Origin of the sequence: Pseudoclavibacter chungangensis (assembly GCF_013410545.1) — a bacterium.
Lineage (GTDB): Bacteria > Actinomycetota > Actinomycetes > Actinomycetales > Microbacteriaceae > Pseudoclavibacter > Pseudoclavibacter chungangensis.
Genome location: NZ_JACCFV010000001.1, coordinates 3858201 through 3875841, shown reverse-complemented (window position 1 = coordinate 3875841; position 17641 = coordinate 3858201). Strand labels below are relative to the sequence as shown.

Annotated in this window: 11 protein-coding genes and 1 pseudogene; 6 read left to right on the top strand and 6 right to left on the bottom strand. The window is 72.3% G+C overall.

Features of this window, described 5'->3' with window-relative positions:
* Window positions 1–5: 5 nt before the first annotated feature.
* The 5 genes from HNR16_RS17215 to HNR16_RS17195 form a co-directional block, all read right to left on the bottom strand.
* Window positions 6–1031 (bottom strand): ArsR/SmtB family transcription factor, encoded by a 1026-nt coding sequence (locus HNR16_RS17215; protein WP_158042121.1) that lies wholly within the window; start codon window positions 1029–1031, stop codon window positions 6–8.
* A gap of 103 nt (window positions 1032–1134) precedes the next feature.
* A complete protein-coding gene (locus HNR16_RS17210) occupies window positions 1135–2400 on the bottom strand; it encodes an ArsB/NhaD family transporter (protein ID WP_225738003.1) in 1266 nt (421 codons plus the stop codon).
* A gap of 99 nt (window positions 2401–2499) precedes the next feature.
* The gene (gene cydC, locus HNR16_RS17205; RefSeq protein WP_158042120.1) at window positions 2500–6252 is read right to left on the bottom strand and encodes a thiol reductant ABC exporter subunit CydC; all 3753 of its coding nucleotides are present in this window, start codon (window positions 6250–6252) and stop codon (window positions 2500–2502) included.
* Complete coding sequence (gene cydB / locus HNR16_RS17200) at window positions 6245–7294, bottom strand: cytochrome d ubiquinol oxidase subunit II (protein ID WP_158042119.1); 1050 nt, start codon at window positions 7292–7294, stop codon at window positions 6245–6247. The genes cydC and cydB overlap by 8 nt, the downstream gene beginning before the upstream one ends.
* A gap of 21 nt (window positions 7295–7315) precedes the next feature.
* On the bottom strand, window positions 7316–8944 hold the full coding sequence (locus HNR16_RS17195) for a cytochrome ubiquinol oxidase subunit I (protein WP_158042118.1): 1629 nt from the start codon (window positions 8942–8944) through the stop codon (window positions 7316–7318).
* 108 nt (window positions 8945–9052) lie between these two features.
* On the opposite strand from HNR16_RS17195, the gene HNR16_RS17190 reads away from it, so the two are divergent.
* The 3 genes from HNR16_RS17190 to HNR16_RS17180 all read left to right on the top strand — a co-directional run bounded on the left by HNR16_RS17190 (window position 9053) and on the right by HNR16_RS17180 (window position 12888).
* Window positions 9053–9415 (top strand): BlaI/MecI/CopY family transcriptional regulator, encoded by a 363-nt coding sequence (locus tag HNR16_RS17190; RefSeq protein WP_158042117.1) that lies wholly within the window; start codon window positions 9053–9055, stop codon window positions 9413–9415.
* Between the two features lie 13 nt (window positions 9416–9428).
* Window positions 9429–10388 (top strand): M56 family metallopeptidase, encoded by a 960-nt coding sequence (locus HNR16_RS17185; RefSeq protein ID WP_225738002.1) that lies wholly within the window; start codon window positions 9429–9431, stop codon window positions 10386–10388.
* Between the two features lie 379 nt (window positions 10389–10767).
* Window positions 10768–12888, top strand: a complete 2121-nt coding sequence (locus HNR16_RS17180; RefSeq protein WP_158042116.1) for a DUF6923 family protein — start codon at window positions 10768–10770, stop codon at window positions 12886–12888.
* 421 nt (window positions 12889–13309) lie between these two features.
* On the opposite strand, the gene HNR16_RS17175 is transcribed toward HNR16_RS17180, so the two are convergent.
* On the bottom strand, window positions 13310–15280 hold the full coding sequence (locus HNR16_RS17175) for a tetratricopeptide repeat protein (RefSeq protein WP_158042115.1): 1971 nt from the start codon (window positions 15278–15280) through the stop codon (window positions 13310–13312).
* A gap of 103 nt (window positions 15281–15383) precedes the next feature.
* Here HNR16_RS17175 and HNR16_RS17170 point away from each other — a divergent pair.
* The 3 genes and pseudogenes from HNR16_RS17170 to HNR16_RS17160 all read left to right on the top strand — a co-directional run.
* A pseudogene (locus HNR16_RS17170) lies at window positions 15384–16298 on the top strand (ISL3 family transposase); the annotation flags it as partial.
* A gap of 404 nt (window positions 16299–16702) precedes the next feature.
* Entirely contained in the window at window positions 16703–17248 is a 546-nt protein-coding gene (locus tag HNR16_RS17165) for a Panacea domain-containing protein (protein ID WP_158039053.1), read from the top strand.
* Entirely contained in the window at window positions 17245–17610 is a 366-nt protein-coding gene (locus HNR16_RS17160) for a type II toxin-antitoxin system death-on-curing family toxin (protein WP_158039052.1), read from the top strand. The genes HNR16_RS17165 and HNR16_RS17160 overlap by 4 nt, the downstream gene beginning before the upstream one ends.
* The last annotated feature ends 31 nt before the right edge of the window (window positions 17611–17641 follow it).

Genomic DNA, 17641 nt, shown 5'->3' with positions numbered 1-17641 from the left:
CGAGGCTATGCGGTGCGTTCGTCCCGCGCGTGAACGGCCCCGGGATCGACACACCCCGCGAGCGAGCCGCCGAGCTCCGTCCGACGATAGAACACCTCGCGCCCGCGGCGATGTGCACTCACGAGGTCCGAGCACGTCAACACCTTGAGGTGATCGCTCGCCGACGCGCGCGCGATGTTCAGGTGCCGCGCGATCTGGGTCGTCGTCATCGGCAGGTCGAGCTGCCGCAGGACGGCCGCCCGCGTGCCGCCGATGAGCGTGGAGAGCGGCTCCGGGACGTCCTGCGGCTCGTCGTCGAGCCAGAGCGCGCCGATGCCGCGCGGCGCGTACACGAGCGTCGGCACGTACGGCGGCCGATTGAGCACGAGCGTGCCCGGCCACGCGAACACCGAGGGGATGAGCGTGAGCCCCATCCCCTCGCTGCCGGCCCAGCGGATGCAGTCCTTCTTGTCGATCCACAGCCCTCCCGTCTCGCGACGCACGTCCGGGTGGAGTGTGCGCAACATCTCGTCGACGCCACCACGTGCCAGGAGCGCGAGCCGATGCTCGATGTCACCGACCTCGAGCCCGCGAATGCGATGCCAGTGCGGCTCGACCGTGAGCCGCCACACCCACTCGACGGCCTCGACGAGACGCTCGGCACCGACGGCGACGTCCTCCTCGAACACGTCGAGCTGCGCCGCCGTCGCCGGTCGATCGGCGTATCCCCGCAGGAGCTCAAGATCCTCGCGCCACAGCGCACGATCCTGCCGGCGCACGCGCTCGGCGGCCTGCTCGATCGTCTCCTCGCGCTCCGGGGTGGGGATGAGTGCGTCGGCGATGTAGCCGCCCGGCACGATGAAGGCGCGCAGCAGATTCCAGTGCCGCGCCGCGTCCGGGCTCTCGCGCAGCCTCGCCCGTGCGCGCTCGGCCCACGGCCGGTGGAGACCCGGAGGCTTCGCGATGGCCCGCACGGCGGTGACCGTCTCCTCCCACGGCGAGAGCACGAACCGGATGTTCGTGACGTCGGTGGGTGAGAGCTCGAGGAGCATGCGCTCAGCCTAAGGATCCCGGCTCGCGTTCCCACGATCCGGTGTGAACCGAATCCAGCGATTGCGCGGCGTGGGCGGGGCCCCTATCCACCCGGGGATCGGCTCAGGTGACGAGGAGCACGCCGAGGCAGCCCAGCAGGAGGCACGCGGGGGCGATGATCGCGCCGCACCACACGAACTCGCCCCAGCGGACGCGCACGCCGTCGGCGACGAGCCGCTCCTGCCACAGGAGCGTCGCGAGCGATGCCCACGGTGTGATGAGGGGCCCCGCCCCGACGCCGACGAGCAGCGCCGCGAGAAGTGCGGGCGAGGTCGCGATGGGCTCGAGCAGCAGGTAGGCGGGAAGGTTGTTCGCGAGGTTCGCGGTGCCGGCGCCGAGACCGGCCGTGGCGAGCAGCCCGCCGAACGTGTCACCGAGTGCCGGAAGGTGCGCGAGAGCGCCGTGGACGACGATCGACCCGAGGGCGCCCGTCGCGGCGAACAGGCCGAGGGTGAGGACGAGCATCCGCCACGGCACGAGCGAGAGGCGCAGGACACCCGACCGTGCTCGACCCACGACGAACAGGAGGACGAGGGCCGCCGCGGTCGCGGGGATCCAGACCCGCACGCCCGTGAGCAGCGCGGCGAGCAGCACGACGAGCACGATCGACACCCGGCGCAGGAGCGCCCGGTCATGCGGCCGATTGCGGGCGGCCACCTCGTGCGGCGCGCCCGAGGCCGGACCGTCCCTCTCGTGCCCGTTTGTCCCCGTGGTGGCGCCCCGCGAGGCGGCTCCGTCGCCCGTCGCCGCAGCCGAGCCGCGGCCGACGAGCTGTCGTCGGAACCGGACCGCGACGAACACGATCGGCACGAGCGTGCATGCGAGCCAGGCGGGCCACATGATGGCGGCGAACCCGAGCGGGCCGGCGACGCCCATGCGTTCGAACGCGAGGAGGTTCGTGAGGTTCGAGATCGGCAGGAGGAGCGACGCGGTGTTCGCGAGCCACACGACCGTGAGCGCGAACGGGCGCGGATCGAGCGCGATGCGACGCGCGAGCGCGACGGCGACCGGTGTGAGCAGCACGGCGGTCGTGTCGAGCGAGAGGAACACGGTGCAGGCGATCGTCAGGGCGATCACGACACCCCACAGCGCGATGGCCCGCGGCCCGGCGAGGCGGCGCGCGAGCCGCGCGGCGGCATCGAACATGCCCGCCTCGCTCGCGAGCACCGAGACGACCGTCATCGCGACGGCGAACAGCAGCACGGGCCACACGCGCTCACCGAGCGCGAGCACCTCCCCCGCCGGCCACGCACCGACGCCCACGGCGATCGCCGCGGCCGCGAGCAGGCCGGCGCCCGCGCCGACGCGGACTCCGACTCGCACGTGCACGGGGAAAGCGTGCCACACGCAGGGCGCACCCGAACCACCGAACGGCTCGAGCCTGTCCCGGCGTCGAGCCGGGCGGACGCGTGCGCGCCGTCGGCGGGCTCAGCCGGCGGCCGACGCGGCCCGATCGACGCGCGCCCCGCCGGCGACCGCCGGCTCGGCACCGAGGAGGATCCGGTGGTCCTCGGGGCGCAGCCCGTCCGCCCGGTGGGTGACGAGCACGACGATGCGGTCGCGGGTCGCCGCCCGCAGGTCGTCGAGCAGCGCCTCGGCCGTCGGGGCGTCCAGGTGCGCCGTCGGCTCGTCGAGGAGGAGGACCTCGGCGTCGCCGAGCAGCGTGCGTGCGACCGCGACGCGCTGCCGTTCGCCGCCGCTCAGCGCCCGCCCGCCGGCGCCGACCCTCGTGTCGAGTCCGTCGGGCATCGACTCGAGGAGCGGCCCGAGCCCGACCCGCTCGAGCACGCGCCGCATCTCGTCCTCGCTCGGAGCGTCGTCGCGCGGCCGCGCGAGCAGCAGATTGCCGCGCAGCGTCGAGTCGAACACGTGGGCCTCCTGCGGGCACCACGCGATGCGCGTCCGCCACGTCGAGTCGTCGGCATCGGCCAGATCGAGACCGTCGAGGACGACGTCGCCGCGGGACGGCGCGAGCCCACCCATGAGCACCGTGAGGAGCGTCGACTTCCCCGACCCCGACGGCCCCTCGACGACGAGCCACTCGCCGCGGCGCACCTCGGCGTCGATGTCGGCGAACACGTCGCGGCTCGTCCCGGGCCAGCGGGCGGCGAGTGCGTCGAGCACGAGGCCGTCGCGAGGCGCGTCGCCCGGCGTCGGGGCCGGCTCGGGGACGCGACGGGCGGTGCGGGGTTCGCGCACGAGGAGCGGCGCGAGACCGCGCGCGGCGGTGACGAGCGCGGGTGCCCGCTGCGCGGCGTCGACGACGCCCTGCACCGGGTCGGCGCACGCGAGCAGCAGGAGCGCGACGACGGCCGTGAGCGCCGCGGGCACGTTCCCCGCCGCCGCGAGCGCGGTGAGCGCGGCGAGCACCCCCGTGCCGCCCACCGCGACCGCCCCGGCGGCGCCCGCGGCCCACGCCGCACGGCGCTGGGCCGAGGCGAGATCCGCGTCGACACGCACGACGTCGTCGATCGCCCGGTCGGCGACGCCGTTCGCGCGCAGCACCGGCCCCGCTGCGGCGAGCGCTGCGGCCCGCGCCGTGAGCAGCGGCTGCCGCGCCGCACGTGCCGAGCTCGCAGCCCGGTCGGCCACGATCGCCACGACGACCGCGAGGACGAGGGTCGCGACGAGCGCGACGCACAGGGGTGCCGCGATCGGCGGCGTCACGAGTGCGATCGCGACGACGACGGCGCCGATCGCGAGCACACCGGCAGCGAACGGGACGACGACGCGCGGGGCCTGGTCGCGCACCTGGCCGAGCCTCGTGACGAGCAGACCGACGGCGCGTCCGGGTTCGAGCAGGCTCCGCTCGGCCGAACCTCGGCGTGCGAGGGCCCGCCAGAGCCGGATGCGCAGCACGTCGACCGAGCGGAGCACGGCGTCGTGCGAGGCGAGCCGCTCGACGTAGCGGATGACCGCGCGGCCGATGCCGAAGAAGCGCACACCGACGATCGCGACGAGGAGGTACATGATCGCGGGCTGCTCGCTCGCCCGCACGATGAGCCAACCGCTCACCGCCGCGAGTCCGAGCGACATCGCGAGCGCGATCGCACCGAGGACGCCCGCGCCCGTCCACCGGAACGCGGCCGGCGCGAGCACGAGCCCGAGTGCCCGGAACGCCGAGGCGCGCGGGCCCGTCGGGGCGTCGTTCGCCGCCCGACCATCGAACGTCGTGTCGATCGACGGCCCGTCGGTGGGCGTCGCGGGAGACCCGACGGCGCTCGATGCGGCGGTCGCCGCGAGGTCGCGTTCCTCGGCGTCGGACGCCGACGCGAACGTCTCGCCCTCGACGTCCACGACGGCCGTGTCGAGCGCCGCGGACTCTGCGGGGCCGAAGTGCGGCGTGGCGGGACCGGTCACTGTCCGCGTGGCGTCCTCGAGCACGGTCGGGGTCCGCGCGGCCACGCCGAGGACGGTCCGCGGTCCCGCGGGGAGCGGTTCATCGAGCGACACGTCGTGGGTTCCGTGCGGAACGGCCGCAGCGGCCTCGATGGCGACGCGACGGTCGGCGAGCGCGAGCGTCTCCGGCTCGTGCGTGACGAGGACGGTCGCGACGTCGCCGCGGCGCCGCGCGATCGCCCGCCGCACGAGCTCGGCCCGGACGGGGTCGAGATGCGCCGTCGGCTCGTCGAGGAGCAGCACGTGCGCGCCCGCGTCGACGCGGAGGAGTGCCCGGCCGACGGCGACGCGACGCAGTTCACCGGGGCTGAGTTCGGCGGCGTCACGGTCGGCCGCGCCCGTGAGATCGAGTGTGTCGAGCATCACGGCCGCGGCGAACGCACGCTCCGCGTCGCCCGCGCCGGATCGGCCCGCGGCGAGTTCGAACTCGGCACGCGGGGTCGAGGTGAAGGGCGTCGGGTCCTGCGGTGCGTAGGCGAGCTCGTCCGCCGCGGGTGCGGCGATCGTGCCGTGCACGAGTGCGTCCGGCCCGAGGAGCTCCGCGATCGCGGCGAGCACGGTCGACTTCCCGGCCCCGCTCGGCCCGGTGATCGCGACGATCTCACCGCGTCGCGCGTCGACGCTCGCCCCGTGGACGGCATCGACGCTGCGCCCCGGACGACGCACCGTCAGTTCGCGGACGCGAACGGGCACCGCGGCGTCCGACGATTCCGTTCGCACGAACCCCGCGGGCGCGTCCGGCGCGTCGAGCACGTCGCGCACGCGCCGCAGTGCGGACGTGCCGTCCTGCGCCTGGTGGAACGCCGTGCCCACGGCACGGATCGCGGCGTAGCACTCGGGCGCGAGCACGAGCGCCGCGATCGCCGGTTGCAGCTCGACGGTGCCGTTCACGAGCCGGACGCCGAGGAAGACGGCGACGACCGCGACCGAGATCGTCGCGATGAGTTCGAGCGCGAGGGCCGAGAGGAACGCCTGCCGCAGCGTCGCGTTCGTGCGCCGGCGCAGACGCCGCTGGATGCCGTCGAGCGCGGCGGCCTGTTCGTCCGCGCGCCCGAGCCCCACGAGCACGGGCAACCCGCGCGCGAGTTCGACGAGGTGATCCGCGAGCCGCGCGAGCTCGTCGGTCACCTCGTCGACGCGGTCCCGCGTGTGCTTTCCGATGAGGATCATGAAGAAGGGGACAAGCGGGATCGTGAGCGCGACAACGATCGCGCTCACCCAGTCGTCCATGAGGATGCGCAGCCCCAGCACGACCGGGACGACCGCGGCCTGCACGGCCGCGGGGACGACGCGCGTGAAGTACTCGTCGAGCGCATCCAGGCCGGGCCCCGCGAGCGTCGCGGCCTCGCCCGTTCCCGCGCCCGACGCGGGCAGCGGACGCGTGAGACGCGTCGCGAGGGACGTGCGCCAGTACGTCTTCGCCCCGATCGCGGCGCAATCGGCGACGACGCCCGAGGCCCAGCCCGCGAGCGCGCGCACGATCGCCGCGGCGGCACCCCACGCGACGGGGCGCCGCACGTCGTCGCCCTGCGCGACACCGACGATTCCCCACGCGATCGACTCGGCGAGCACGACGAGCGCGATCGCGCTCGTCGCGGCGAGGAACCCGAGCGTCAGGACGGTCCGCGCGCCCTCCGGGCCGAGGCCCGCCTCGAGCAGCCGCTCCGAGAGCAGCGCCCGCACGCGGGCGAGCGCGCCGCTCGGCGCGCCGTCGGGCGTCGGCGCCGCCCGGTCGCCCGCATCGGCGGGAACGGACCTGGCGGCGTCGACGCCGTCACGCATCCTGGTGCACCGCCGGGGTCACCGTGTGGGCGGCCGGGATCGACTCGGGGCCGACGCGACGGCGGAAGACCCAGTAGCTCCACGCCTGGTAGGCGAGCACGAGCGGCAGGCCGAACGACGCGACGATGGTCATGACGCCGAGGGTATAGCTGGAGCTGGAGGCGTTCATGATCGTGAGATCGAACGCCGGGTCGAGCGTCGACGGGATGACGACGGGGAACGCGGCGGTGAAGATCGCCGCGGCGCCCGCGACGAGGAAACCGCACATGCCGACGAACGTCCATCCCTCGCGACGCCGGAACGCCGCGACGATCGAGCCGACGAGCGCGAGCACCGCGACGACGACGAGCGCCCACGACCACACCGAGCCCGAGAGGAACTGCACCTGCAGCACCCAGCCCACGATCGGCAGCAGCAGGAGGAGCCCCCAGCTGCGCGCGAAGCGGTTCGCGCGCTCGCGCACCGGACCATCGGACTTGAGCGCGAGGAACGCCTGCGCGTGCACGATGCTGAACCCGACGACACCGAGCCCACCGAGCACGGCACCGAGCGAGAACCAGGAGAGCGGGCCGCCCTCCCGGTCGCCGTACTCGTTGATCGGGAGACCGGTCGTCGTGAGCGCGAGCGCGGCGCCGATCCCGAACGCCGAGACGAACGAGCCGAGACCGAGCGCCCACGTCCACATCGTGCGCCACCGGTCGGTGTTGCGCTTGCCGCGGTACTCGATCGCGACGGCGCGCATGATGAGGCCGAGGAGCACGAGCGTGAGCGCCACGTACAGGGTCGAGAACAGCGAGGCGTACCAGAGTGGGAACGCCGCGAAGATCGCCGCGCCCGCCGTGATGAGCCACACCTCGTTCCCGTCCCACACGGGGCCGATCGTGTTGAGCATGACGCGGCGGTCCTGCTCGCGCTGCTCCGCGTCACCGCGGACACCGACGAGCATGAGCATGCCGACGCCGAGGTCGAAGCCCTCGAGGAGGAGGTAGCCGATCCACAGCGCCGCGATGGCGCCGAACCAGACGATCTGCAGGGGTTCCATGTCGATTCTCCGCTCGGGTCGTCAGTAGGCGAAGGCGAGGACGTCGTCGGACGCGGCCTTGCGGGGCTTCTCGCCGTCCGCACCGTCGCCGTCCGTCGGACCGTCGCCGTCGTCGTGGTCGTCGGATTCGTCGTGGTGTGCCGCGAGTTCCGGCATCGCCGCCGCAACGCCGCCGCGCGTGTATTTCACGAGCAGCGCGATCTCGACGATCGCGAGCACGCCGTACACGAGCGTCAGCGAGATGGTCGAGAACAGCAACTCACCCGCGGTGACACCCGGCGAGACCGCGGCCGCGGTGTACATGAACACGCCGTCGACGCCCGACGGGTCGGGGTTCGGTGCGACGACGAACGGCTGTCGTCCGAGCTCCGTGAAGATCCAGCCCGCCGAGTTCGCGGCGAACGGCGCGACGATGCCGAGGATCGCGAGTCGCATGATCCAGATCGAACTCGGCACGGTGCCCTTGCGCGTGAGCCACAGGGCGACGGCCGCGGCGAAGGCCGAGATCGCGCCGAGACCGATCATGAGACGGAAGCCCCAGTACGTGACCCACATGAGCGGCACGTACTGCACCTCGGTGCCCGCGTGCGCGCCGTAGCGCGGGTCGTCGGGGATCGTCGTGCCGTACATCTCCTGGTACTGCGGCTCGAGCTCGGTGATGCCGGGCACCTCGGTCGTGAAGTCGCCCTTCGCGAGGAAGGAGAGGACGCCGGGAACCTCGATGACCGTGACGATGCTCGAGCAATCGCGCGTACCGGGGTCACCGAGCGAGAGGACGGAGAAGTCGGTACCCGTGTGGCACGCGGCCTCGGCCGCGGCCATCTTCATGGGCTGCTGCTCGTACATGAGTTTGCCCTGGATGTCGCCCGTGATCGAGACGGCCGCGAACCCGAAGATCGCGACGACGGCCCCGATGCGGAGCGACGAGATCCAGACGGAGTGGTCGGTCCGGTCACGGCTCGGGACCTGGCTCGACTCGCCGACGATGACCTGGCCGTCCGCGCCGACCGTGTCGATGCCGTCGCGGCGACGGCGCCACAGGTGGTACCAGGAGATGCCGATGAGGAATCCGCCGGCCACCGCGAGCGACCCGGCGAGCGCGTGCGTGTACGCCGCGATCGCGGTGTTGTTGCCGAGCACGGCCCAGATGTCGGTGAGCACGGGCCGACCGTCGACGAGCTCGACACCGACGGGGTGCTGCATCCACGAGTTCGCGACGATGATGAAGTAGGCCGAGACCCACGACGCCGTGACCGCGAGCACGAGCGACGTCAGGTGCACCTTCTTCGGCAGGCGACCCCAGCCGAAGATCCACACGCCGAGGAACGTCGACTCGATGAAGAACGCGAGCAGGCCCTCCATCGCGAGCGGTGCGCCGAACACGTCACCGACGAAGCGCGAGTACTCGCTCCACGCCATGCCGAACTGGAACTCCTGCACCAGTCCGGTCGCGACGCCGAGGATGAAGTTGATGAGGTAGAGCTTGCCCCAGAACTTGGTCATGCGAAGCCAGCGATCGTCGCCCGAGCGCACCCAGCGGGCCTGGAAGTAGACCGTCATGGCGCCGAGACCGATGGTCAGGGGAACCATGAGGAAGTGGTACACGGTGGTGATGCCGAACTGCCACCGGGCGATGTCGAGCGGATCCATGACGACGAGTCTATGACGTTTTCTACAGGCCGTAGAACTAGTTCGACGTCGAGGCGAATTGACTTCGACGACACGCGAAAATTCTTCGACCTCGGGTAGAATCCAGCCATGGCCCACTCCACCGCGACCCTCGGCGCCCTCGAGCGCGCCCTCATGGACGCCCTGTGGGATGCCGACGGCAAACGCACCGCCTACGAGCTCCAGGAGGTACTGGGCGACGGGGCCCCGGCCGTCACGACCGTCCTCACGGTCCTCGGCCGCCTCGAGAAGAAGGGCTTCGTGACGGTCGAGCGCCGCTCGCGCCCCCACCACTACGAGCCCACCGCGGCCCGCGCCGACTACATGGCCGAGCTCATGCACCAGGTCCTCGTCGACGGTAGCGACCACCAGGCCGTCCTCGAGCGTTTCGTGGGCGGGGTCAGCCCGGCCGACGCCGAGACGCTGCGGCACCTGCTCCAACCCCGCGCGTAGTCCCGGCGGCGCCGTGCTCCTCACCGCCGCCGCGCTCGCCGTCCTCGCGGTGCTGCTCGCCTGGCCCGCACCGATGCTGCTCGCTCGCGCGGGCTGGCCCAGTCGCGCGCCGGGGACGGCGCTCGTGCTGTGGCAGGCGATCGCGCTCGCCGGTGGCCTGTCGATGATCGGCGCGCCGCTGTGCCTCGGCCTCGCGCCCTACGGCGACTCCCTGCCGTCGGCCGTGCTCGGCGCGGTGCGCTCCTCGCTCCCGGGTGGCCAGGTCGCGCTGCCCATCATCTCGTTCGGTGCGCTGCTCGCCGCCGCCACGATCGCGGGCTACCTGCTCGCGAACCTCGCGACGACGATGGTTCGGGTGCGGGCACAGCGCAAGCGCCACGACGAACTCCTCGCGCTGCTGTCCTCCCCGCACCCGACGCGGGAGAAGACCCGCGTGCTCGACGACGCGACGCCGCTCGCGTACTGCCTGCCGCGCGGGTTCGGGAGTCTGACAGTGCTGTCGAAGGGCCTCATCGACTCGCTCTCGCGCGAGGAGCTCACGGCGGTCGTCGCCCACGAGGAGGCGCACCTGCAGCAGCGCCACGACATCGTGCTCATCGCGTTCCGCGCATGGCATGCCGCGCTGCCGGGATTCCCGATCGCGGCGCTCGCGGAATCGAGCGTGACGGCGCTCGTCGAGATGCTCGCGGACGACCGGGCACGTGCCGTGACGGACGACTCGACGGTCGCGCGGGCCGCCCTCACGGTCGCGGAGCGGGCGCACATCACCGGCCAGGCGGAGCACGGAGATCGCGCGACCGCGCCCGCCGAGGTGGACGAGGGCTTCGACGAGCGCACGACCGTGCTGCGCGCGCGGCTGACGAGACTCGCCGATCCGCGCCCTCCGCTCGGCCTCGGCGCACGCGCACTCGTGATCGCCGCAGCGGTCTCGCTCGTCGCGGTGCCGACGCTCGTGCTCACGCTCCCCCTCTGATCTCACTCCGCCAGGGCCAGCAGAGAAAGCCGGGTTGTTGCTACCCGGCCCGGGGCCCGGTAGCAACAACCCGGCTTTGTTTGTGGGGCACGGGCGGGGCGGGGGTTCGGGTGGGGGCTCGGGGGGGTCGGGTGGGGGGTCGGGTGGGGAGTGAGCGCTGGGGGTGACCGGGTGGACAGTTGTGCGAACGTGACCTCCCGCGACCAACGCGTGACCTCGCTGTCAGTAGGATCTGAAAGGTCGGCGCGCCCGTCGCGTCGGTGACGCACGTTCCATCGCGTCGAGGAAACCCGACACGCACGAGCACAGGCCGTTCCGGGCCCATCACGTTGCACCGCTCCGGGGGGAGTGGCGGGGCTCAGGCCGGAAACGATCCACCATGCCCTTCGTCGCACCCGCTGGTGCGCCTCGACGAGATCCGCGCTCCCGCGCAGGACGTCGACGCGCCACGGCCGCTGCGACGACGGCACTCGCCGCGCTCGTCACCCTGCTCGCGCTCGTCGTCCTTCCCGCCGGCCCCACGAGCGCCGCGGCGTCGCGATCGGCGGCGTCGTCCACCGGCACGGGCCCGCACGCCGCTCACGTCACCGCCGGGACGTGCCCCGTCTCGAGTCGCTACGAGTCGAAGGTCGTCGACGGCAGCTCACAGCTCTTCCGCATCGGCGCCCACGACGGCCGCTACACCTCGGAGCAGATCGGCGGTATCGCCGGTGTCCGCTACGGCGCCATCGCGCTCGACCCGACGGACGGGACGATCCGCGCGATCGCCGACATCGCGGACGGCACGGCGCCGACCGATGCGGCCGGCACACGTGTGCGAACGGGTGACCTGCTCACGGTCGACCGCGAGTCCGGCAGCGTCACGACCACCGGCCGGCCGGCCGGGCTCCCCGCCCAGGCCGCGCGGGCGGCGGCGTTCAGTAGCGACGGCCACCTCTTCATCGTGCCCGAGGACGGCTCCGGCACGTTCATCGACTATGCGCCGACCAGCGGTTCGGTCGTCACGCGCAAGGTCGTTCCGACCGGCACGGACCTCGGTGCCGACCTGAGCTGGGCCGACGGCTACCTGTGGGGTCGACAGGACACGAACGGCGCCATCCTGCGCCTCGACCCCGCCACGGGTGTCGTGTCCACGTTCCCCGCACCGAACGGCCTCGACGTGGACGGGACGACGACGGGCGTGTTCACGTTCGGGAACGGGAACCTCGGTTTCGTCGACGACGCCGGCACGACGACGCAGGTGGACATCGGCCCCGCCGACTACCCGACCTTCCGCGTCGTGTCCGAGGTCCCATCCCCCACCGACCCGGGCGACGGCGCCGTGACGTGCGTGTCGGGCGAGGCCGATCTCGAGGTCTCGACGTCGGGCCCGGACACGACCGAGCCGAACGCCCCGGTGACCTGGACGGTCGAGGTGCGCAACGTGGGCTCGACGCCGAGTTCCGGCTGGACGATGAACGACGTCCTGCCGGCGGGCTACACGGGCCTCGAGGTCCCCGATCGGTGCTCGACCTCCGGAACGACCGTCTCGTGCCCGGGAGGGCGCCTCGGGCCCGGCGAGAAGCGTACGCTCAGCTACTCGGCGATCGCGCCGGCGACCGCACAGTGCAGCTACAACACGGCCGCGGTCGTGGGGGACGAGACCGATCCCGCTCCGTCGAACGACACGACGCAACTCACGACGTGCGTCAACGCGCACCCCGCCCTCAGACTGGCCGTCACGAGCGACCCGGGCACGGAACAGTCCGTGCCGCCCGGCGAGACCGTGACGTACTCGGTCGAAGCGAGCAATGCGGGGAACGCGCCGCTGACGAACGTCGTGCTCGACGTCGACCTCGCGGGCGTCGTCGACGATGCCGAATTGCTCGCGGACAGCGTCTCGGCCACGCGCGGCAGCGCGCCGACGCTGACGGACGAGTCGCTCACCTGGAAGGGCACGCTGCAGGTCGGCGACGTGGTCGTCGTGACCTACGAGGCCGTCGTCGGCCCGGCGTTCGCGGGCACCGACCGCCTCGAGACCCGGGCCTCGGCGACCGCCGCCGAGGCCGACGCGACATGCGACGACGCGACCGGCTGCACGTCGACGCTCGTGCCGGGGTCGACGGCTGCACCGACGGGCACCCCGACATCGGACACCTCGGCGCCGGGCGGCCCGCACACCTCGACGACTCCTGTGCCGACTCCCCCGACCTCGGCGGCATCCGGCGCCCCGGACGATGCCACTGCGACGTCGACGACCGCGTCCGAGAACGGCAGCGGCAGCGGCAGCGGCAGCGGCAGCGGCAGCGGCAGCGGCAGCGGCAGCGGCAGCGGCAGCGGCAGCGGCAGCGGGCAACAGCATGCCGCGGCCCTCCCGCAGCCCTCCGCGTCCCCCACGGGGTCGTCGGATGCGGCGGCACTCGCGGCGACCGGTGACGAACCCGCGGTGAACGTGACGCTCGCCGTGGTCGTCGTCCTCGTCGCCCTCGGTGCCGCGGCGACGCTCCGCCGCCGCCACTGACCGGCGTCCTCGACCCGCCCGCTCGCCCCCGCACCGCCCACTCGCATCGCTTCGGATTCCGGGCGCCATCGGGCGTCCCGTCGTTCCGTGTCACGGACCGGGGCGGGATTCGTCCTGGTCCGGATGGAGGCGCTCGGTGTCGCACATGACGATGCTCGGCTCATGTCCGACGCATCGATTCCTTCCGCCGTCCCGTCCCCGTCCCGTCCCTGGCGTGCCGTTCTGGGGCATCTTGCGCGTCGCGCCGGTCCGCCGTTCATGAGCCGTCACGGGGCGCGGGCAACCGAACCGGCCCCGGACCGGGCGACGCTCGTCGACCGGGGACGCGATCTGCACCGCCGCGACGGGCAGATGCTCTGGTCCGTCCTCCGCTGACGGCCCAGCCCGGCCCGGGCCCGCACTGCCCGGCCCTGCACGACGATCAGCCGGCCGTGGCGGGCGAGGTGTCGACGTTCGCGGCGCGGGCGTCCGCGAGCTCCGCCTCGCCCGAGCGGCCCGCCGCGCGCAGCAGCGTGGCGAGGCGGCGGAGGGCGTTCGCGAGGAGTTCGCGTGGGCGTACGGCCTCGGTGCCCGTGGCGTCACGGAGCAGTTGCAGTGACATCGTCGTGTCGGCGAGGGCTTCGTCGCCTCGGCCGAGCGCCCCGAGTCGTTCGGCTCGGACGAGATGGACCGCTGCGAGCGTCTCGGTGGGGGTCGTGCCGGGTGCGTCACGGAGCAGCCCGAGTGCCTCGTCCACGGGCTCGAGCGCTCTGGCCAGGTGCCCTGCCTCGCCGGTGCGGGCACTGTGGTCGGCGAGCACCACGGCGAGTTCGGCACGGGCGGACGGGCGACCGGCCACCGTCGCGCGCAGCAGGTTCACGGCCTCCGAGCTCCGGTCCATCGCCTCGAGGCAGCGCCCGACGGTCGCAAGGCGCTGGGCGTGGAGGTGCAGGGCGAGCGCGAGGGCCGTGTCGTCGAGCCCCGCGACGGTACCGCGGTCGTGTTCGACGGCCGGTTGCAGCGCGTCGACGGCGCATTCGGCGGCACGCGCGGCCTCGATGTCCCGCCCGCTCCCCGCGAGGGCGTTGCTGAGCGCTCGGAACGCCCGGGCCCGGAGTGCGGCGGCCGTCGCCTCGTCGACGGCGCCCGCGTCGGCCACTCGGAGGCGACGACCGTCGGTGGCGCAGCCGAGCAGACCGAGCGCGTCGCCGGCGTGGTTGGCCGCCGCCTCGGCGCGCCCGACGACGCTCGACGTCTCCGCGGCCGTGAGGAGGATCCCCGCGAACGAGACGCGCTCGTCGGGCGTGCGCTCGCTGGTCGTGCGCCGTCCGACCCGAACGGCGGCATCGGCGGCCCCGGCGGCGTCGATGAGCCGCCCGACGCGGCCGAACGCTCGCGCGAGGTGCTGCAGCGAGGCGGCGAGTCCGGGCGCAGGTTCGTGGGCCGCGTCGAGTGCGCCCCGGATGTCGACGGATTCGGCGAAGAAGCGGACGGCCGCGTCACCGTCGCCGATCGCCTCACAGGCGAGTCCGATCGCGTCGACGACATCGGCGTGTGCTGTCCCTGCCGCCCCCGGGTCGTGTTCCGCCGCGGTCCGGTAGAACTGCTCGGCCTCGTTGAGTGCGGGCAGCGCCTCACGGTGGCGGCCGGCTGCGTCGAGCGTTCGCCCGAGGTGCACGAGCGTCGCCGCGAACTCCATCGTGCGTCGCGGTGCGCCGTCCGATGCGGCCGATCGGCGGAGGCTGACGGCCTCGGCGACGGGTGCGACGGCCTCGGCGGGGCGCCCCATCGCGACGAGCGCCGCGCCGAGACCGTTGAGGGCACGTGCGAGTTCCTCGTCGGCCCCATCGAGCGCGCGGGCACGGCGTGCGCGCAGGATCGCGACGGCTTCGACGCTCAGGCGCATCGCCTCGTCGGGGAGCCCGTCCGCCCCCAGCCACACCGATTCGGCGTGCAGGGATCGCGCGAGGCGTGCGGAGAAGGCGTCGGGGTCGGCCTCGGCGAGGCGTCGCCACAGCTCGATGGCGCGCTCGAGATCGCGCACGGCGTCGCCGAAGCGCCCCTCCCGGCCGAGCCGATTGGCCCCCGTGTGCAGCGACTGCGCGACCTCGACGGGGCTCGTCCCCGACCAGCGTGTCGCGCGCCGCCGCGCGAATGCGACGTCGTCGATCGTGAGCCTCCCCCGCTCGAGATCACGGCACGGGACCGGCGTCCCCCGACACCGAGCCGTGCTCGGTTTCACGCTAGCGCGAGCGAGCTGGGATCCGGTCGACAGTGCGCAGCATCGTCGAGTCGATCGATCACTCGCTGTCGGGGTCGATTCCGAAGGCGCGAGCGAACGGCGTGGCCGCGCGGTACGAACTCCCCAATACGATGGACGCCCAGCGCCTGGGGGACAACATTCCGGGCTCATCGCAAACGAGGGTGTAGCGGCGGGTAGCGCGTCGCTACCCGGGTAGGGGTCGAGGTCTTCCGACGATGGAGGTTCCTACGCCTTCCAGCCGAAAGACCTCGACGTGCTCAACGCTACCTTTGTCCCTGCTGACCTGTCCGCGTTCTGTGGTCTCGATGAACTCGGGCTTGTCGCGATGCGGCAGGTAGTCGAGCCGGATCGGGCGGTCATCGAGTGCCGGGTGATCGAGCCAGACGACTGGTGCTCCCGCTGCGGGGCCGAGGGCATCCCGCGCGGGAGCGTGGTTCGGAGGCTTGCGCATGTGCCGTTCGGGATGCGTCCGACCACGCTCCTGGTGCGGGTGCGCCGCTACCGGTGCTCGGGCTGCGGTCGCCTCTGGCGGCAGGACCTGACGATGGCGGCCGAGCCCAGATCGAAGCTGTCGCGTGGCGCACTGGCCTGGGCGCTGACCGCGCTCGTGGTCGACCACCTCACCGTCGCGCGGGTCGCGGATAATCTCGGCGTCGGCTGGCACACCGCGAACACCGCGGTCCTTGCCGAGGGCCGCCGTCGCCTCATCGATGACCCGACCCGGCTCGATGGCGTCACGGTGATCGGTGTCGATGAGCACGCCTGGCGACACACCCGGCTCGGTGATCGGTTCGTGACCGTGGTCATCGACCTGACGCCGGTGCGCGACGGGACGGGCCCATCGCGGCTGCTGGACATGGTCGAAGGTCGTTCGAAAGCCGTGTTCGCTGCCTGGCTGGCGCAGCAGTCGCCAGGCTTCCGCACCGGGATCGAGGTGGTCGCGATGGACGGGTTCTCCGGGTTCAAGACCGCCGCAGCCGAAGAGCTCCCCGACGCCATCCCGGTGATGGACCCGTTCCACGTCGTCCGGCTCGCCGGCGACGCGCTCGACCGGACGAGGCAGCGTGTTCAGCAGGACACGCTCGGGCACCGTGGTCATGCCGGTGACCCGCTCTACGGCGTTCGGCGCACCCTCCACACCGGCGCAAGCTTCCTCACCGAGAAGCAGTGAGCAGGCTCCCGGGGTTCCGCGTGATCCTGCGTTTCCGGGCCCCGATCGTGTGGTCTGGTGAGGTCGAGTTAGGGCACGTGATGGCCCTTAAGGGCACGAATAGGGCACGGTCTGAGGCCCTCACGCGAGGCATTGACGATGCCAGGCTGTTGCATCATGGACCACTCTGGGCTGTGGAGAGAGATTCGAGGATGGAGCGCCACCAGGAGCCATGAGAGCCGCACAGAGCAACGAACTGGCGCAAGGTGGGGGGAGAGGGCCCGGACGGCATGAAAGTGGCTCAGGTGGGCGCACAGCACCGCTGGTCAATTTGGAGTCCTGGGAAGGTCGGCGCACCCTACAGCGTTGTCGGAGGTAGGTGACATAGTGTTAGGTCTGACTCACCTGAGGAGGTGGAACCCATGACGAACGCAATCAAGGTCGCAGACTACCTTCGCACCAAGTCGGTGTACGGAGAGATGCACCTCCAGAAACTGCTCTACTACTCGCAGGCGTGGTCGCTCGCGTGGACCGGGAAGCCCCTCTTCAGCGACGAGATTGAGGCCTGGGTCATGGGCCCCGTTGTTCGGCAGGTGTGGTCGGCTGGCAAGTACTCCGACTACGTGGTTCCCGATGACGGCGAGGACCTCACGCCTGCGCAACAGGCGCTGATCGACGCCGTATACGCGTTCTATGGCCGTGACGGTGGACGTGCTTTGAGTGTTCGGACGCACGGTGAGGACCCGTGGGTAGAGGCGCGCGGAGACACTCCCGCGAACGTCCAGTCCACGAAACCTGTCTCCCAATCGACCATGCGGAGGTTCTTCAGCCGAGTGGCGGTAGAGGGCGGTGACATGCCGGTCGCTCCGATGATCGGCGCCGCCCCCGCGGATGAGCGGGTCGTCGCCGCAGGTGCACGCCAGGCCGCTCGCTGGCGCGGTGCGCTCGACGCTCTCGCGCTCCGATGACGGAGTTCCTTACCGTCGAGCAGGTGATCGCGCTGCACGACCGAGAGAAGGTCTGCGCGCTGTTGAATCGCGGCTATCTCGAAAGCGCAGTCGGACAGCCCGCGGCAACGTGGGGTGGAACATATCTCTACCCCACGTTGCTCCAGCAGGCAGGCGTTCTGTTGTTCGGCATCTGCAAGGCTCATGCGTTCGAGGACGCGAACAAGCGAACCGCGTGGCTCGCGTGTGTCGCATTCCTTGACCTCAACGGGGTCGAACTGGTGGACGTTCCTCAGGCCGAGGTTGAGCAGTTGATGGTGGACGTGGCCGACAACGGCTACGACGCCGATCAGGTCACTGCCTGGCTCATCGATCGAGTGTGAACCACGCGAGGGGCGGAACAGTCGGGTAGGC

Coding starts and splice junctions, on each gene's coding strand:
- HNR16_RS17175 (WP_158042115.1), bottom strand. CDS start 15,280: ATGAGCCCGGAATGTTGTCCCCCAGGCGCTGGGCGTCCATCGTATTGG.
- HNR16_RS17165 (WP_158039053.1), top strand. CDS start 16,703: ATGACGAACGCAATCAAGGTCGCAGACTACCTTCGCACCAAGTCGGTG.
- HNR16_RS17215 (WP_158042121.1), bottom strand. CDS start 1,031: ATGCTCCTCGAGCTCTCACCCACCGACGTCACGAACATCCGGTTCGTG.
- HNR16_RS17190 (WP_158042117.1), top strand. CDS start 9,053: ATGGCCCACTCCACCGCGACCCTCGGCGCCCTCGAGCGCGCCCTCATG.
- HNR16_RS17160 (WP_158039052.1), top strand. CDS start 17,245: ATGACGGAGTTCCTTACCGTCGAGCAGGTGATCGCGCTGCACGACCGA.
- cydB (WP_158042119.1), bottom strand. CDS start 7,294: ATGGAACCCCTGCAGATCGTCTGGTTCGGCGCCATCGCGGCGCTGTGG.
- HNR16_RS17195 (WP_158042118.1), bottom strand. CDS start 8,944: ATGGATCCGCTCGACATCGCCCGGTGGCAGTTCGGCATCACCACCGTG.
- HNR16_RS17180 (WP_158042116.1), top strand. CDS start 10,768: ATGCCCTTCGTCGCACCCGCTGGTGCGCCTCGACGAGATCCGCGCTCC.
- cydC (WP_158042120.1), bottom strand. CDS start 6,252: ATGCGTGACGGCGTCGACGCCGCCAGGTCCGTTCCCGCCGATGCGGGC.